We start from the raw sequence: 17,465 nt of genomic DNA on the forward strand, positions 1-17,465 counted from the left end.
CGGCGCCGGTCAGGCGCCGCTGTCGCCAACAGGGATCGGCCCTAAACGAGTGCTGCGCAGAGCAGGAGGGCGGGCCACGCCACGACCAGAACAACGCCGAGGTAGACGAGGTTCTGCCTCGTGAGAGCGAGGCTCTCGATCCCGTAGCGAGAATTCAACAGCATGGTCAGGCCGGTGATCGGGCCAACGGCCGTGCCCGTCCCCCATCCGATGCACGCAGCCAGTGTGAACAGGGTGGGGTCGGGGTGCAGGGGGATCACGAGGGCGGCGACGATGGCCACCGACACAACCGGGTGAACTCCAACGAGGGCGAGCAGGATCATGACGAGCATGGAGGCCCAGGCGACCGCGACGGTGAACGTCGACAGGGGCAGCTCCAGGTCGAGCAGGGGGAAGAGCACGCGCAGGCCGACAGCCAGAACGCCCGCCGAAGCGAAGAGGGTGACCTCGCCGCGGAGGGTGGGCAGGTCGTGGCGCGCGTGCCTGGCCAGCGCGCGCAGAGCCGTGCGCCGGTTGACGATGATCAGCCCGACGAGCGTCACGAGCAGGCCAGACACCAGAACAATTCGGGGCACCGACGCGAGCGGAAAGATCCGGTGGACCACAATGACGAGGGCCACGAGGGCCAGGGGAATGCGCATCAGCGCCCAGCTGAGTGCGTAGCCACGATACCCCCGAAGGTCCTCCCCGAGCAGGTGAAAAACGTCCCACAGGCTCAGCAGAACCGCCACGGTCGCCATCGAGAGTCCCACCACAATGAGCACGAGCGCGTTCGCACCGGGAACCAGCGCGGTCGCGGCCGCCCCGGCGGCCCAAAACGGCGACCAGAAGGCCGCCGCGGAGAACGACCTCGACAGCAGTGCCGCGTCGGCGAGGCGCAGCGGCCCCCGCCCCCGAAGGTTGTCCCCCACGATGCTGACGACTCCAATGTTGATGACGGAGCCCAGGAGGTGCGTCGTGAGCGCCGTGCGGGCCACCGCCATCCGCCCGTGCAGCCGCGTGAGGGTGGGCGGCGAAACGGGTGTGATCAGTCGCAGGAACGACACGGCAGTGAGCATTCCGATGAGGTCCTGATTGACCGACAGCACGTCGCCGGCATCAACCCTGCCACCGAGACCGATGGCCACCAGCAGTGCCGCGACACCGATCGACATCAAAACGGAGGCGATGATGCGTTGGTTTCGGCCCACGAGAAAAAGACCGACGACGGCCAGTGCCAGGGTCAGCACCCCCGCCAGCAGCGTCGCCTGCGGCACGATGGCGGAGAGCCCAACGGCCATGATCACACCGCTCAGCAGCGAGGCGTAGATCAGAGTCACGCCAATCTCCTTTTTCCGCCAGTGAGACTCAGGCTATCGGGGTCAGCGTGGCGAGCAGTCCTTCCGGCCGATGCCCCCCCCCCCCCCCCCCCGCACCCGGGGCGCACCCGGGATCGTGAACAAGCCCACACGATGCCCGGGTGTCCTGTTAATTGCGCTCAAACCGCACGACCGCGACACGCCTGCCTCACCGGCGAAGCATCCGACATCGAATACAGCCAGAACCTGCAGCTCCCCATTGATCTCCCGCTGCAGCCCCACGTCCGAGAGCGGCATGAGCTGGCGGTCGACCCCCCCGCAAAATCAGAGAAGCCCCCATCGTGTGACGGGGGCTTCTCTGGTGCTACCTCGAGGAGGCTATCGACTTAGTGGCTGCTGAGAGCCGGTTCGTCGAACTGGTTGCTCGTGTTGTTCACGCCGCCGGCCTTCAGCGCGGCTTCACCGGCGAAGTATTCCTTGTGGTTGTCGCCCAGGTCGGATCCCGACATGTTCTGGTGCTTGACCGTGGCGATTCCCTCGCGGATCTCGCGACGCTGCACGCCCTTGACGTAGGCGAGCATGCCCTGGTCAGCGAAGTAGCCCTTGGCCAGGTCATCGGTGGACAGCGCCGCCGTGTGGTACGTCGGCAGGGTGATGAGGTGGTGGAAGATACCCGCCTCGGCTGAGCTGTCGCGCTGGAAGGTGCGAATCTTCTCATCGGCGTTCTGTGCAAGCTCGGTCTCGTCGTAGTCGACGCTCATGAGCTTGGCGCGGTCGTAAGCCGACACGTCCTTGCCCTCTGCGAGCAGTGCGTCGTACGCCTGCTGGCGGAAGTTGAGCGTCCAGTTGAACGACGGGCTGTTGTTGTACACCAGCTTGGCGTTCGGGATCTCCTTGCGAACTTCGTTCATCATCGCGGCGATCTGGCCGATGTGCGGCTTCTCGGTCTCGATCCAGAGCAGGTCCGCACCGTTGCGCAGCGAGGTGATGCTGTCGAGCACGCAACGGGCCTCACCGGTTCCGGGACGGAACTGGAAGAGGTTGCTGGCCAGACGCTTCGGGCGAAGCAGCTTGCCGTCGCGCTTGATGACAACATCGCCGTTGCCCAGGTCGGCCTCGGTGATCTCGTCAACGTCGAGGAAAGAGTTGTACTGGTCGCCCAAGTCGCCGGGCTCGTTGGTCACGGCGAGCTTCTGCGTGAGGCCGGCACCGAGAGAGTCGGTGCGCGAGACGATGATGCCGTTCTCAATTCCGAGCTCAAGGAACGCGTAACGCACGGCGTTGATCTTGGCGATGAAGTCCTCGTGAGGAACGGTGACCTTGCCGTCCTGGTGGCCGCATTGCTTCTCGTCCGAGACCTGGTTCTCGATCTGGATGGCGCAGGCGCCAGCCTCGATCATCTTCTTGGCCAGCAGGTACGTGGCCTCGGGGTTACCGAATCCTGCGTCGATGTCGGCGATGATCGGCACAACGTGCGTCTCGAAGTTATCGATCTGCGTCTGGATCGTAGCAACCTTGGCGTCATCGCCGACGATGCGGGCATTGTCGAGGCCGGTGAACAGCAGGTCGAGTTCACGAGCGTCAGCCTGGCGGAGGAACGTGTAGAGCTCCTCGACCAGCGCAGGAACGGCCGTCTTCTCGTGCATGGACTGGTCAGGGAGCGGGCCGAACTCGCTGCGGAGCGCGGCGACCATCCAGCCGGAGAGGTACAGGTAACGCTTGTTGGTCGTCTTGAGGTGCTTCTTGATGGAAATCATCTTCTGCTGGCCGATGAATCCGTGCCAGACGCCAAGGGACTGCGTGTAGATGGAGGAGTCTCCGTCGTACTCCGCCATGTCCTTGCGCATGATGTCGGCCGTGTACTGGGCGATCTCGAGGCCGGTCTTGAAACGGTTCTGGGCACGCATGCGGGCTACCGACTCGGGGTTGATCGCGTCCCAGCTGCTGCCGATCTGCTGCTTGAGGGCTTCGATGGCCTCGGTGTCGTCCTGATAAGTGGTCATGTGCATTCCTTCGACTGGTGAGGTGCGGTGAGCCTGGACAAAAAATGTGGCGGCCTCTATCGGCTGCTGATTACAGACTCTCGTAGAACAAGTCCTGATGTTCGTTCTTCTCGGCAGAACTTTCTCGTTTCTTCTGCGTTTGAGAAAAAAACCACGGACCGACAGCTCACGAAGCCGGAAAAAGTACCACAAATGCCCTCGACGGGGCATCGACGATTCGCGCCCGACGGCCTGGATCCCAGGGTTGCGGCCAGCTGGTGTCCCGGTTCATGTCCAGCCAGCCGTGGTTGCATGATGCAACACATATGCCCGTCGTACCGGGCGAGGAGAGAGTTGTCATGGCGAACGAGGCACTCGGCATCGCCGTCCCTCGCCTGTCGTTGGTCACTGATCGCAGTGCGGCAGTGCGGAAGGTGTCGGTGCTCGGCCGGGGCCGGCGATTCGCGCAGCTCATGGGCATCGCTCGCAAGAACGGCCTGCTCCCGATTCGCACGCTTGACTTCAGTACAGCACCGAGCGGTGCCGCAAAACGCCTGGTGCAGGCCGAGGGACTGCGCCGTGCGCTGGAGGAGGCCGGCGGCGCCTTCGTGAAGATGGGCCAGCTCATGTCCACCCGAACGGATGCCCTCCCCGAAGAATTCGTATCGGCGCTCTCCCAGCTGCAGCATTCCGTCACACCCGCTCCGTGGCAGGACGTCGAAACCCTGCTCGTCGCGGAGTTCGGCGCACCACTGGAGAGTCTCTTCTCGTCGTTTGACCGCGAACCCGTCGCCGCGGCATCCATTGGTCAGGTGCATCGCGCCACACTGAAGTCGGGCCGGGTGGTGGCCGTCAAGGTTCAGCGCCCCGGGATCGTGCCAGAGGTGCGGCGCGATGTCGACATCGCCCTGCGCATGGTGAACGCGCTCAGCCTGTCATCACCGCAGGCGCGGGCACTCGGCATCAAGGCCGCCGCCGCACAGTATGGCGCCGACCTGATACGGCAACTGGACTTCCGGCTTGAGGCGCGCAACCTCATGGCGCTGCGCGCGTTGCAGACCCGCTGCGCACGTTCCGGGGAGCTGCGACTTCCGGAACTCGTCGAGGCATTGTCAACCGATCGCGTCATTCTCATGGAGTTTCTCGAGGGCGATACCTTCGCTTCTCTCAATGAGAGAACGGATGCGGCACCCGCCGAGCTCACCGCCGCCATGCGTGTGATCCTGAGTGCTTTTGTACGCCAGATCGTCTTCGATGGGGTCTATCACGCGGACCTGCACCCCGGAAATATAATGCTGCTCGCCGACGGACAGCCGGCCCTGGTCGACTTCGGGTCAGTCGGCCGGCTGGATCTGCAGTTGCGGGAGGCGGTGCAGGAATTACTCATCGCGTTCCTGCAATCCGACACCCAGCTCATTGCCGACGGTCTCCTCGCCCTCGCCCCCCTGAGGGACGGGGCCGACGAGCGCGGTTTTCGCCGCGACCTGAGCGTCTTCATCACCTTTGAGCTCGGCCCGGGGGCGCGCGTCGACGTGACGACCGTGGATGCTCTCGTCGCGATCCTCGTCCAATACTCGCTGGCGGTGCCCGCGGAATTCATCGCGGCGGCCCGCGCCCTGGCCGTCCTCGAGGGCACCCTGCGCTCCACCCTGCCCGAGTTCGACCTGTTGGAGGAAGCGCGCGCCCTCGCCGCGGGCCAAATTCGAGATCAGATGGCCCCGGCCAACCTGCGTGAAATCGGAACAACAGAGCTGCTAGCCCTGTTGCCCAGCATCCGCCGGCTACCGCGCCGCTTCGATCAGATCGGCCTCGCGCTCGAGACCGGCAAGCTCAACGTCAATGTGCGACTCCTCGCCGATCGGCGGGACCGCAGGCTGCTCTCGCACCGCCGCGAGTGACCGCCAGCCGGGCGGACCGAGCCGCGGCGGCGATCCCGCTGCACAGCGAGGTGCCCCGATACCCACCGATCTGCTGTGACGCATTCACGAGTGATCGGAGCGGGGCCCCGAAAAGGAAGAGTGGCATCCAGGAGACGGCGACGAAGACGGCGCTCGGAGCGGAAGCGCTCAGGCTCGTGAGATTCACGGTGCCGCTTTTCTGGTGGATAGACCGACACGGCGACTTCACGCGTAACGTGTAATACGTAATCGGTTGTCGATAACTAACATCACAAGAGTGAACGGTGCGTGGTTGTCAAGCATTTCTCGTCCTGATTCACGCAACATTCGTCCGCTATCGACACGCTCACGGCGACAGGCAGGCACGGACAGCGCGTTGACCTCGTCCTAAATTTCCCGAGTTGAGGAGCACAATGTCCAAGTCCCCGCATCCCGTCATTGGCCTGTCCGGAGTGGGGCTTGACCGCAGTACGAAGAAAGATGAGGCCATGTCCATCGTCCGCCGAGCGCTGATGACAGGTGACATGGAACCGGGCAAGATCTACTCAGCGAACGCGCTGGCCAGCCAGCTGGGCGTGTCAAACAGCCCCGTGCGCGAGGCGATGATGGCCCTCGCCGCCAAGGGGCTCCTTGAACTCGTTCGAAACCGCGGCTTTCGAGTCGTCGAGATGACGGTGCCGGACCAACGCGAGGTCTATGACCTTCGGCGACTCATCGAGGTGACCGCTGTCGGCCGAGTCGCCGAACTCGCCATCTCTACTGCTGACAAAGCCTGGCTACAAGAACTTGAGCGAGCGGTGGCCACCGCTTCCCGTCCGGATAATCTCGCCGAGTATTTGGAACGTGACCAACAGTTTCACCTCGGGATGGTGGGCCTGCTCGGCAGCCGCCGGCTGGTCGAGATAATCGAGAACCTCCGCGACCAAAGCCGAATCAGCCACACTTATCGACTGATTGAACGGGGGCAGCTCGCCCACAGCGCCGCCGAACACGGCCCCCTGTTGGACGCAGTCTTGGCCGGAGACCGAGTTAGGGCTGAAGCCTTGATGACCGCGCACCTTAATCACTCCAACCCCTGATGATGCAATCGGTCGATGGAAGATCTTTGACTGACCAGGTCAGCAGGCTGATCACGCAGGCCATCCACGATGGGACATTGGCACCGGCGACGATGTACTCGATTGTGCAGCTCGCCGACGAGCTGGGGGTGTCCCGCAGCCCGGTACGGGAAGCCCTGCTCCGGATGGCCGAAGCCGGCATTGTGAGAATCGAGCGAAACCGTGGTTTCAGCATCGTGCGCCCTCTTGCCAGGGACGTGGTCGAAATCTTCGCGATCCGCCTCGCACTCGAGGTTTACGCTGTGGGGCGAGTCTCTCGCACCGCCAATTCCGGGCTAGCGAGCACGCTTCGGGACGATCTTCGGGCGGCTCACCAGCGCGCAGCGGAGTGCGATGAGGAAGGGTTTTTTCGTCACGACTTCAATTTTCACGACCATATCCTCGAAGCCGCCGGCAACGACCGGGCACGCAACACCGTACTCCGGCTTCGAGAAACCATGCGCATCCTGGGGCCGGCGACCACTGCCGCGGGCCGATCGCTCGCCGCGATTGAGGCGGAACACGAGCCGATCATCACCGGCATCACCGACGGAAACGCGGCCGCTGCCATGCAGGCCATGATGGAACACCTTACCCATACCGGCCTCCTGCTCACCCAACACGCGCTGCGCCTTGAGCGGGGCACGACGGCAGAAGGCTCCACTGACGACGATAGCGACGACGTCGCTGGCGCCCTCGTGATTTGGCACTCACTCATCGGCTGACAACCGGCAGTCTCAACGCGCGGCGAAAACTGGTACTTGACGTGGACGTATTCTTGCCCGAATCTGGTTGTATATAACACGTTACCGATCGTCAGGCCTTGAATTGCCTGACCTGACGAAGGAGTGCAGATGACGAGCCAGGTCATTTCGCTGGAGCTCGCACACGGGGCGTGCCAGCCGGCAGCAGCAGAGGTCGTCATCATCGGCGGCGGCATCATGGGAACGAGTATTGCCTTTCACCTGGCCCAGGCCGGGGTTCGCAATATCGTTCTCGTCGAGCAGGCCGAACTCGGTTCCGGGTCCTCGGCCAAGCCCCTGGGCGGGGTCCGCGCCACTTTTTCAGATCCGGCGAACATCCTCCTCGGGCAGAGAAGCCTGCGGGCCTATGAGCGTTTCGCGGCCGAGTTCTCGACCGACATCGGGCTGCGCAAGGTGGGCTACCTATTCCTCTGTCGCAGCGGCGCCGAGGTCTCCGACTGCGAACGCAGCACCTCCATTCAAAACGAACTCGGCAGCACCAGTCGCATGATCTCTCCGCGCGAAGCCACCGAGATCAACCCATTTGTGCAGCAGGACTGCCTGATCGGAGCCTCCTATTCGCCGAATGATGGCTTCGCCGAGCCCGGCAGGGTCGTCGACGCCTATGCCGCAGCAGCCCGGCGCCTGGGCGTCACCATCCTGAATCGCACGGAGGTCATGGACGTCGGAACGGCCAACGGTCAAATCGATTCCGTCACCACGAACCGTGGCGTCATTCGCGCAGGCTCCGTCATCTGCTGTGCAGGCGCGTGGTCTCGTCGGGTGGGGGATATGGTCGGCGTGCCACTGCCCGTGACTCCGGTACGGCGGCAAATCGGTATGACTCGCCAGCACGCCAGCCCTTTTCCGGCGGTGCCCTTCACCCTGGACCTCTCCACGACGCTCTACTTTCACAATTACTACAACGGCATGCTCCTCGGCATCTCCAACACCAATCAGTCCCCGGGCTTCAGCCGAGAGTTCTCCTACGGCTGGCTGCCCGAGTTCAATGCGGCGGCCCGTGTGTGTGCGCCGAGTCTGGAAAACCCCGACCTCGAATTTGGGTGGGCTGGCCTCTACGAGAACACGCCAGATCACAACGCGCTTATTGGGGGTTCCGACCGCGTCTCCGGGTTCTTCTACGCGACTGGTTTCTCGGGGCACGGGTTTTTGCAGGGGCCCGCTGTTGGAGAGCTCATGCGGGACCTCTATCTGGGGCAGGAACCTTTCATGGATGCGGGCGTGTTCTCTGCAGACCGGTTTCGCAATGCGAATCAGCTGCTGCATGAAGTACACATCATCTAAACGACCGAACTTTCCATTTGTCGCGACGCAGCGAAGGGACAGCATGAAATATCTGGAATCGTGGGAACTGAGGGCAGAATTCGCCCGACGACTGTCGGTGATGTACGGCGCCGAGGTGCCGGCCTACAACACTCTCGTCGGCGTGTCCACCGAGGTCAACCGTGACTTCTTTGAGCGGCACGGAGCCAGCGCAGAACGGTTCGGCAGCATCTCCAGGGTCACCGCCGAACGGCACGGGGCCATACGAGTAGGCTCACCGCGGGAAATGGCGCAGGTCGCCCGTGTCTTTGCCGCCTTCGGCATGTACCCCGTGGGCTTCTACGACCTGCGTGATGCCTCATCGAGTGCGGTCCCCGTGGTCTCCACGGCCTTCCGCCCCGTTGACCCCGAGGAGCTGGCCCGCAATCCCTTTCGCGTATTCACATCGATGCTCGCGGCTGAAGATCCTCGCTTTTTCACTCCGACGTTGCAGGAGGAGCTGGCTGCCTTCATCGGCGCGCGCAAGCTGTTTGGCGAGGAGTTACTCACTCTCGCCGACCGCGCAGCGGCCGAGAAATCTCTGGGTGAAGCGGATGCGGAGCGGCTCCTGACCCTCGCCACAGCTGTTTTCGAGCTCTCGGACGAACCCGTCGATCTCGAGTGGTATCGAAGGCTCGAAGCCGTCTCCGCCGTGGCCGCCGATATTGGTGGCGTCACGACGACCCACATCAATCACCTCACCCCGCGCGTGCTGGATATCGACGGCCTCTATGAGCGCATGCAATCGCGTGGTATCACCATGATCGACGAGATTCAGGGCCCACCCCGCTGGCCGGGACCGGATGTGCTGCTACGCCAAACCTCGTTTCGTGCCTTGGGTGAGAACCGGGTGTTCCGTCACTCCGATGGCACGGTGCACGACGGGGAGCTGCGGGTTCGGTTCGGTGAGGTTGAGGCCCGTGGGATCGCCCTCACTGCGGCCGGCCGGGTTCTCTACGACGACATGGTGGCAGAGACCGACCGGCTGCTTGCGGACCATCCTCATGAAACTCGAGTCGATCTTGCGAGAACCGTGTGGGAGCGGCACCTGCCCCACACGGAGCAGGATTTGGCAGAACAGGGCCTGGCTTTTTTCACCTTCACCATAAACGAGGAGGCGCTGTCAGCGGACCCCGTTGTGTGTGCCGTGACGCTGCAGTCGCTCATCGCGGCCGGAATAGTCACACCGGAACCCATCGTCTATGAGGATTTTCTCCCCCGGTCGGCGGCGGGAATCTTTCAGTCCAACCTCACCGAAAAGGGTTCCAAGGACGAAGGACAGACCGGAACCGACTACGACATCGATCGCATGTCGCTAATCGTCGGTGCGACCGTGCTCGACCCGACCGATCTCTACCAGCGCCAGCAGGACGCATCCGTTACCGCACTCGCCCAGCGCCTCGGCGTGGACGTCACGTACTAAACAACAGCAGCATTCAGAACAGGAGCCAATTCTCATGACAAATCTTTTGACCCAGTCCATGCCCGAGGCCGCCCAGGTCGCATCTCTGGTGCGCACGTCCCTCGAAGCCTGCGGTGTCGATATCGACAGTCTGCAGGGCGAGCAGGAGGCACGATCCCCGCTCACAGGCACGGTGCTCACCATGGTCGCATCGAGTTCGTTCGACGACATCGACAGGATGATCGGCGAGGCGGCCGAGGCTTTTACCAGCTGGCGAGACGTACCAGCCCCGGTTCGTGGAGGCCTGGTCAAGAGGTGGGGCGAGCTGCTGACCGAGCACAAAGACGACCTGGCGAATATCATCACCGCCGAGGCCGGCAAGATCACCTCGGAAGCCCTCGGCGAGGTGCAGGAAATGATTGACATCTGTGACTTCGCCGTCGGACAGTCTCGGCAGTTGTACGGCAAGACCATGCCGTCTGAGCGCCCAGGCCACCGGCTGATGGAGACCTGGCACCCACTCGGTGTGGTGGGTATCATCTCGGCATTCAATTTTCCGGTGGCCGTCTACTCCTGGAACACCGCCCTCGCTCTGATCTGTGGCGATACGGTCATCTGGAAGCCCTCCGAGACGACGGTGCTGTCGGCCCTCGCCGTCGACGCGCTACTGGGCCAGGCCGTGAAAGACGTCGGCGCGCCGGCAAATCTGCACAAACTCGCCATCACTGACCGCGTCGGCGGGGAACGTCTCGTAGACGATCCGCGAGTCGCGCTGATCTCGGCCACAGGCTCGGTACGTATGGGACGCGAAGTCGCCCCTCGGGTCGCCGCACGCTTCGGCCGGGCGCTGCTGGAGCTCGGGGGCAACAACGCGGCTATCGTTGCGCCCTCGGCCGACCTGGACCTCGCGCTCACTGGCATCGTGTTCGCGGCCGTGGGCACCGCCGGGCAGCGTTGCACTTCGATGCGCCGCCTGATCGTGCATGAGTCCATCGTCACCGAACTGACCGACAAACTCGTCGCGGCCTACGGCACTCTCCGCATCGGTAGCCCCCTGCAGAGTGAGAACCTCGTGGGACCGCTCATAAACCAGGGCAGCTTCGACGCCATGCAGGCTACGCTCACGGCGGCGCGCGCGCAAGGGGGAACGGTGCTGTGTGGCGGTGACAGAGTGCTGGCAGCCGAGGCGCCTGGAGCCTATTACGTGCAGCCTGCGGTGGTACGCATGCCTGGCCACACACCGGTCGTGGCTGACGAAACGTTCGCCCCGCTGTTGTACGTGATGACCTACCGCGACCTGAATGAGGCTCTCACCCTGCAAAACGGGGTGCCACAGGGGCTGTCGTCGGCGATATTCACAAACGACCAGATCGAAGCCGAACGATTCCTATCGGCGAGCGGTTCGGACTGCGGAATTGCCAATGTCAACATCGGCACCTCCGGCGCTGAAATCGGCGGTGCGTTCGGTGGCGAGAAGGAAACCGGCGGCGGGCGCGAGTCTGGGTCGGACTCCTGGAAGAACTACATGCGCCAGGCCACCAACACCATCAACTACTCGGGAATGCTTCCGCTTGCACAGGGCGTCAAGTTTCTCTAGACCTCCCACACCACCCTCCACGACGAAGGAGTCACAATGCCCGGTCTGTTCAACGTGATGGATGAGGGGGACCGGAAAGAATAGTCACGGTCAATAACGTCAAGACGGGCCTGAACGGGGTGCTCGTAATCGACAACACCGCGCAAGGAATCGGTAGGGGCGGCACTCGCATGCCGCCCACGGTGAGAATCATAGAGATCACCCACCTGGCACGCGTTATAACGGGGAAGTAGGCCGGCGTGGATCTATTCCGCCTCCCCCTGCAAAGAGGAGGTTCTGCGCTCGTCCACAAGCGAGATCTTCACGACGCGGCCCGAAACCTGGTGCAAGACACGGGATACAGGCCGAATGAGAAAGGACACTTCATACAGATGAGCATCGATCCGACAGTCAATATCGACGCCGTCGTTCGTGAGCTGAGCGCAGCGGTGCGGGGAATCGTTGACAGCAGCACTCGGCGACGCGCGGAATACTCCGCTGACGCTTCGAACTACCGGGTGGTCCCCCAGGTTGTCGTCATGCCCCGGGATGAGGCAGATGTGCTGGCCGCCGTCACCGTTGCCCGCCGCCATCTACTGGCGGTGACCGTGCGTGGCGGCGGAACCTCCTGCGCCGGCAACGCGGTGGGTCCGGGCATGATTCTTGACTTCAGCCGGTTCATGAACAAGATCGTCAGTATCGACGCGGCGAATCGCACAGCGATTGTGCAACCGGGGGTGGTGCTGAGCGATCTGCAGAAAGCAGCGGCCGTTCACGGGCTGCGCTTCGGACCGGACCCGTCAACATCCACTCGCTGCACTGTCGGCGGAATGATTGGCAACAATGCCTGCGGACCGCACGGCCTGGCCTACGGCCGCACGGCCGACAACGTGGTTCGGCTGCGCTGGCTCACCGGGACGGGAACAGCGCTTGAGCTGAGCGCGGGTAGCGGGTCGGTCGCTGCCATTCCCGGGCTGGAAGCCTTTATCCAGGCCAATCTTGAGCTGTTACGCACGGAACTGGGCCGGTTCGGTCGGCAAATTTCCGGGTACAGCCTCGAGCACCTCCTGCCCGAGAACGGCCGCAACCTGGTTGCTGCACTCACAGGCACCGAGGGCACCTGCGGCGTCATCCTTGAGGCTGAAGTGAATCTCGTCGTACTCGCGCCGGCGCCCGTCCTCGTTATCCTGGGGTACGCCGACATGCCGTCGGCAGCTGATGCGGTGCCGGCACTCTTGCCTCACCGACCCTTGGCCCTGGAAGGCATCGACGCCCAACTCGTGAAAGTGGTCCGGTCAGTGCGGGGAAGCACATCGATGCCGTCCCTGCCGAACGGCAACGGCTGGCTCATGGTCGAGGTAGGAGGTGACACAGCCGAGCTGGCCGTGAGCGCGGCGCATGCCCTCGTCGCCGACGCTGGCGCTCTCGATTCGCTGGTGCTGCCGGCCGGTCCCGACGCGCGACGATTGTGGCAGATTCGAGCCGACGGCGCCGGCCTGGCAGGTCGCACAGCGTCCGGAAATCAGGCCTGGCCCGGGTGGGAGGACGCGGCCGTGCCGCCGCAGCACCTCGGCGCCTACCTGCGTGATTTCCAGTCCCTGATGCAGGGTGAAGGACTCTCGGGCCTGGCCTATGGGCACTTTGGTGACGGATGCGTGCACGTCCGAATCGATTTTCCGCTCGAGTACAGCGCCGACACAATGAAGCGTTTTCTCACGGCCGCCGCCCACCTCGTCGCGTCCTACGGCGGATCACTCTCGGGAGAGCACGGTGATGGCCGGGCTCGAGGCGAACTACTGCCGATCATGTATTCGCCGCGAGCAATAGCTGCGTTCGCCGGGTTCAAGACCCTCCTCGACCCTCAGAACCTGTTCAACCCGGGCGTCATCGTCGACCCCGATCCGATCGACGCGTCGCTGCGGCGGCCGCAGGCGCTCAACCTCCTGGCCACGGACGGTTTCGCCTTCACGCACGACAGCGGCAACATCACCAATGCTCTGCACCGGTGCGTGGGCGTAGGCAAGTGCCGTGCTGATCTGCGCGAGCAGGGTGGTTTCATGTGCCCGTCGTACCTCGCCTCCGCCGACGAGAAGGATTCGACGCGCGGCCGTGCCCGAGTGTTGCAGGAAATGCTTAATGGTGGGGTCGTGGATACGTCGTGGAGCTCCCCCGAGGTGCACGACGCCCTCGATCTGTGCCTGAGCTGCAAAGCCTGCGCGAACGACTGCCCGACGGGCATCGACATGGCCATGTACAAGTCTGAGGCTCTCTTCCAGACCTATCGCGGGCGCATTCGCCCCATCAGCCATTACACGCTGGGCCGACTGCCCACCTGGCTTCGACTCGTGGGGTCGCTGGGCCCGCTGCTGAACGTGGTCGGTTCCGTCGCAATCCTTCGACGCAGCCTCCTGTGGCTCGCCAGTGCCGATCCGCGGCGTTCCCTGCCCACCTTCGCGCGGGTCCCATTCCGCATGATGCAGAAGCCTGTGCCAGTCCCCGCGACGGGAACACACCGCGTGCTGCTCTGGGTGGATTCCTTCACCGACAGCATGACCCCCGAGGTCGCTGTCGCAGCCGTGCAGGTTTTGACCTCGGCCGGCTGCGACGTTCAGGTTGCGGGACCGGGGGCGTGCTGTGGCCTCACGCTCATCACTACCGGCCAGCTCACGGCTGCCCGGGCCACGTTACAGAAGACCGTCGCCATCCTCGCACCACACGTGGATAGCGGGCGCACGATTATCGGCCTCGAACCTTCATGCACGGCAGTTCTCCGCTCCGACCTACTCGAGCTGCTGCCGGGAGACCTGGCAGCCCAGCGCGTGTCCGCAAGTGTGAAGACGGTAGCGGAGTTTTTGGGGTCCATCGCGTGGAAGCCTCCCGCCAGCACGGAGCTGATCCTGGCTCAGCCGCACTGCCACCAGCACGCCGTCATGGGGTACGACGCCGACCTCAAGATCATGAATGCCATGGGCTGTGACGTGCAGATATCAGGCGGATGTTGTGGGCTGGCTGGCAACTTTGGAATGGAAAAGGGCCACTACGACATTTCGGTAGCGATCGCGCGGCAAGGCATCCTCGGCAAGATCGAGGCCGAGCCCGCGCGGCACATCCTGGCCGACGGGTTCTCTTGCCGAACACAGGTGTCCGACCTGGCCGGCCGAGACTCCCGGCACCTGGTGCAAGTGATCGCGGACGCACTCCAGGAAGGCCAGTGAGAATTCACACGTGTCGGATGGCACTCGCATCCGCTACAGCACCGATCTTCCGTGCCATGCGCTCCTGTTGTGGTGGAGATTTAGCACCGAATTCGTTCTCCCTTCGGGTCGAACGCCGGTTCCGCCCGAACGGTAGCGGGGATTAGCCGATTGAAGTAACCGATTTGCACGCTGGTCCCGGGTTCACAGAGTTCGATGGGAAGCCACGCGTACGCCAACGGGGTACCCAGCGTGTAGGCGTAGGCGGCCGAAGTGACGTAGCCCACCGCTTCGCCGTGGGCGTAGACCGGCTCAGAACCGAGAACAATCCCGTTCGGTTCATCGATGATGAGCAGGCTGAGTTTCTTGCTCGGCGGCGTTGATGTCGAGAGCGCCTCGCGGCCGAGGAAATGTGGTTTGGCCATTCTCACGGCGAATTCGACCCCGGCCTCTGCCGGCGTGTGGTCGTTGTTCATGTCAGAGCCAAACGAGCGGTAGCCCTTCTCCAGCCTCAACGAGTTGAACGCGCCCCGACCTGCCGCGATGATTCCGTGCTCCTGGCCGGCCGCCATGAGCGTGTCCCAGAGAGCGAGACCAACATCCGCAGTGCAATACAGTTCCCAGCCCAGTTCACCCACATAGGACAGGCGCATCGCAGTCACCTCGATCAGGCCCAGGTAAGCGGTCTTGGCCTTGAAATATCCAAAACCCTCGTGCGAGAAATCCTCGTCGGTCAGCGACTGCACGACCGCGCGCGCCCTCGGTCCCCAGATACCGATGCAGCAGGTTCCTGCCGTGGTGTCACGCACCTGGACGGCTGACCCCTCTGGTAGTTGCCGCCGGAGCCAGTTCAGGTCGATAACGCCGTTCGCACCGACCTGATAGAGTTCCTCGCCGAGCCTGGCCACCGTCACGTCGGAGCGGATGGTGCCGTTCTCTCCCAGCATGAGGCAATAGGTCACGGACCCCACCGACCGGCCCACATTTCCGGTGACGATCCCCTGGAGAAAGTCGGTGGCACCGTGACCGCTGACCTCAAGGCGTTTGAGTGCCGTCATGTCGTAGAGCGCAACATCCGTCCTGGTGATAGCGGCTTCGGCCGCGATCGTGGGAGACCAATACTGCGACGCCCACTCGTCCGGCTGGGGAATGTTCCATCCGGTGTTTCGATCGCTCGTGACAAGCGCATCGTTGGCGCTGTACCAATGCGGCCTCTCCCAGCCGCCCGCCTCGAGGAACATCCCGCCGAGTTCCTGCTGTCGCGGATAGAACGGGGAGGTGCGCAGCGGACGCGAATGCTCGCGCGGCTGAAGCGGATGCATGATGTCGTAGACCTCAACGAAGTTCTGCAGGTTCGTCGCCTCGACGAACTGAGGACCAAGCTGGTATTTCTCGAACCGGTTGACGTCGCACGCGTGCAGGTCGAAAGTCGACGAATACCCATCGACGATCCACTCGGCCATCGCTCGGCCGACGCCAGCGGAGTGGGTTACCCAGACCGCTTCAGCAAACCAGAAACCGTCCACGCTCGCATGCGGACCAAGAAGTGGCATGTTGTCGACGGTGAACGAGAAGACACCGTTGATCGCCTCGCTGAGTCGTGCACCGGCGGTGGCCGGAAGAATGCGGGCGCTCTCCGCCACGGCGAACTCGAAGTCCTCCGGGGTGAACGGCTGAACGGACGGCATGATCTCCGCGCCCCAGCGGCCGAAGTCCTCGACCCTGGTAGGCATCGGGCGATGGCGATACGAGCCGATGCCGATGCCGTTTCCATTCTCGCGGTAGTAGAGATCGGCATCCTGGTGTCGCAGCACCGGCCGGGTGGCCTCGGCGCGATGACCTGCAAGGGCCGGGATTGGCGCCGTCCAGGCGAGCTGGTGTGCCAGAGGCGTGAGCGCGAGCGCCTGACCGACCATGGCGGCGATCTTCGGACCCCAGATTCCCGCGCAGCAAACCACGATGTCTGCGTCGAGATGGCCGAGGTCGGTGTCGACGCCGGTCACCTTCCCGCCCGTCGTGGTGATTCCGATTACCTCATGCCCGTCGAGGATCCGTGCGCCACGGGAGACCGCTCGGTCCAATTGAGCGGCGATTGCCCTGACCGATTTGGCAATGCCGTCGCTGGGCACATAGAGGCCCCCGTAGATGTGTTCGGGATCGAGCAGGTCCCACGTCGCCACCGTCTCAGCGGGGTCCAGTAGGCGAGCCCCGGCGACCCCCCAGGACTGCGAGTAGCCAAAGCGACGCTTGAGTTCCTCCGCTCGTTCCGGAGTTGTGGCGATTTCGAGGCCGCCGACGGACAGGAAGCATGGCTCGTCGCGCCAGCTGAGGGAGCTGAGCTTGTCGACGGTGTACTTTGCCAGCTCAGTCATGACCTGAGAACCATTGGTTTGGAAAACAACCCCGGGAGCGTGCGAACTGGACCCCCCGGCATCGGGAAGACGTCCGGCGTCCACGACCGTGACGTTGGTCCAACCCTTTGCGGTGATTTCGTCCGCAAGAGAGGCTCCCACAACACCGCCCCCAATAATTACGACAGTCGGCTGGATCATCGACGCTCCCATTTCAAATCGCACGAATTGATGTACATGAATTGATCGTTTCGCAACGTTTTGGGGGCGCAGGCCCTTCTCCCCCGACCAAAGGCACGGGGCCCACTGCCACAACGGACCCGCTTACGGACATCAGAGGCTCATGCCGGCAATTTCGCGCAAGATCGAGTCCCTGTCGACGACACCGACGTAGAGACTTTCACGCACTCGTGCTGCGTCATGCACGCTGGTCGTCGTATTTCTCACGGCCATCCCTCCTCTTCCGAGTGGGCGGCACGACGCTCGATCGCGTCTTGCCGCAAAAAAGCACCGTCTGCTGGTTGCGTATTGCGCAGCGCTGCGCTTCTCTTGCAACATGTTCCGACGTTGGGGGCTCCGCGTCAAGCGATTCCGACGATTT

General features: G+C 63.4%; 10 protein-coding genes. 7 read left to right on the plus strand and 3 right to left on the minus strand.

From position 1 onward, the window contains the following. Positions 1–41 precede the first annotated feature (41 nt). Positions 42–1,319: a hypothetical protein gene (locus EDD25_RS05430; protein ID WP_134172387.1), complete on the minus strand. Its 1,278-nt coding sequence runs from the start codon at positions 1,317–1,319 to the stop codon at positions 42–44. 365 nt (positions 1,320–1,684) lie between these two features. Then, complete coding sequence (locus tag EDD25_RS05435; protein WP_134172388.1) at positions 1,685–3,301, minus strand: isocitrate lyase; 1,617 nt, start codon at positions 3,299–3,301, stop codon at positions 1,685–1,687. A gap of 338 nt (positions 3,302–3,639) precedes the next feature. Here EDD25_RS05435 and EDD25_RS05440 point away from each other — a divergent pair, with 338 nt between their 5' ends. The 7 genes from EDD25_RS05440 to EDD25_RS05470 all read left to right on the plus strand — a co-directional run bounded on the left by EDD25_RS05440 (position 3,640) and on the right by EDD25_RS05470 (position 14,534). After that, positions 3,640–5,178: an ABC1 kinase family protein gene (locus tag EDD25_RS05440; protein ID WP_166671201.1), complete on the plus strand. Its 1,539-nt coding sequence runs from the start codon at positions 3,640–3,642 to the stop codon at positions 5,176–5,178. 413 nt (positions 5,179–5,591) lie between these two features. Continuing rightward, a complete protein-coding gene (locus tag EDD25_RS05445; RefSeq protein WP_241986288.1) occupies positions 5,592–6,257 on the plus strand; it encodes a GntR family transcriptional regulator in 666 nt (221 codons plus the stop codon). Positions 6,258–6,283: 26 nt separating this feature from the next. Further along, positions 6,284–7,000 (plus strand): GntR family transcriptional regulator, encoded by a 717-nt coding sequence (locus EDD25_RS05450; RefSeq protein ID WP_166671202.1) that lies wholly within the window; start codon positions 6,284–6,286, stop codon positions 6,998–7,000. A 129-nt stretch (positions 7,001–7,129) separates the two neighbouring features. Beyond that, a complete protein-coding gene (locus EDD25_RS05455) occupies positions 7,130–8,323 on the plus strand; it encodes an NAD(P)/FAD-dependent oxidoreductase (RefSeq protein WP_134172391.1) in 1,194 nt (397 codons plus the stop codon). 43 nt (positions 8,324–8,366) lie between these two features. Continuing rightward, complete coding sequence (gene hglS, locus EDD25_RS05460; protein WP_134172392.1) at positions 8,367–9,764, plus strand: 2-oxoadipate dioxygenase/decarboxylase; 1,398 nt, start codon at positions 8,367–8,369, stop codon at positions 9,762–9,764. Positions 9,765–9,798: 34 nt separating this feature from the next. Next, complete coding sequence (gene amaB, locus EDD25_RS05465; protein WP_198418829.1) at positions 9,799–11,340, plus strand: L-piperidine-6-carboxylate dehydrogenase; 1,542 nt, start codon at positions 9,799–9,801, stop codon at positions 11,338–11,340. A 371-nt stretch (positions 11,341–11,711) separates the two neighbouring features. Continuing rightward, on the plus strand, positions 11,712–14,534 hold the full coding sequence (locus EDD25_RS05470) for an FAD-binding and (Fe-S)-binding domain-containing protein (RefSeq protein ID WP_134172393.1): 2,823 nt from the start codon (positions 11,712–11,714) through the stop codon (positions 14,532–14,534). Between the two features lie 80 nt (positions 14,535–14,614). On the opposite strand, the gene EDD25_RS05475 is transcribed toward EDD25_RS05470, so the two are convergent. Beyond that, positions 14,615–17,065: a GcvT family protein gene (locus EDD25_RS05475; RefSeq protein ID WP_134172394.1), complete on the minus strand. Its 2,451-nt coding sequence runs from the start codon at positions 17,063–17,065 to the stop codon at positions 14,615–14,617. Positions 17,066–17,465: the final 400 nt, after the last annotated feature.

Source organism: Cryobacterium psychrophilum, from assembly GCF_004365915.1.
Taxonomy (GTDB): Bacteria; Actinomycetota; Actinomycetes; order Actinomycetales; family Microbacteriaceae; genus Cryobacterium; species Cryobacterium psychrophilum.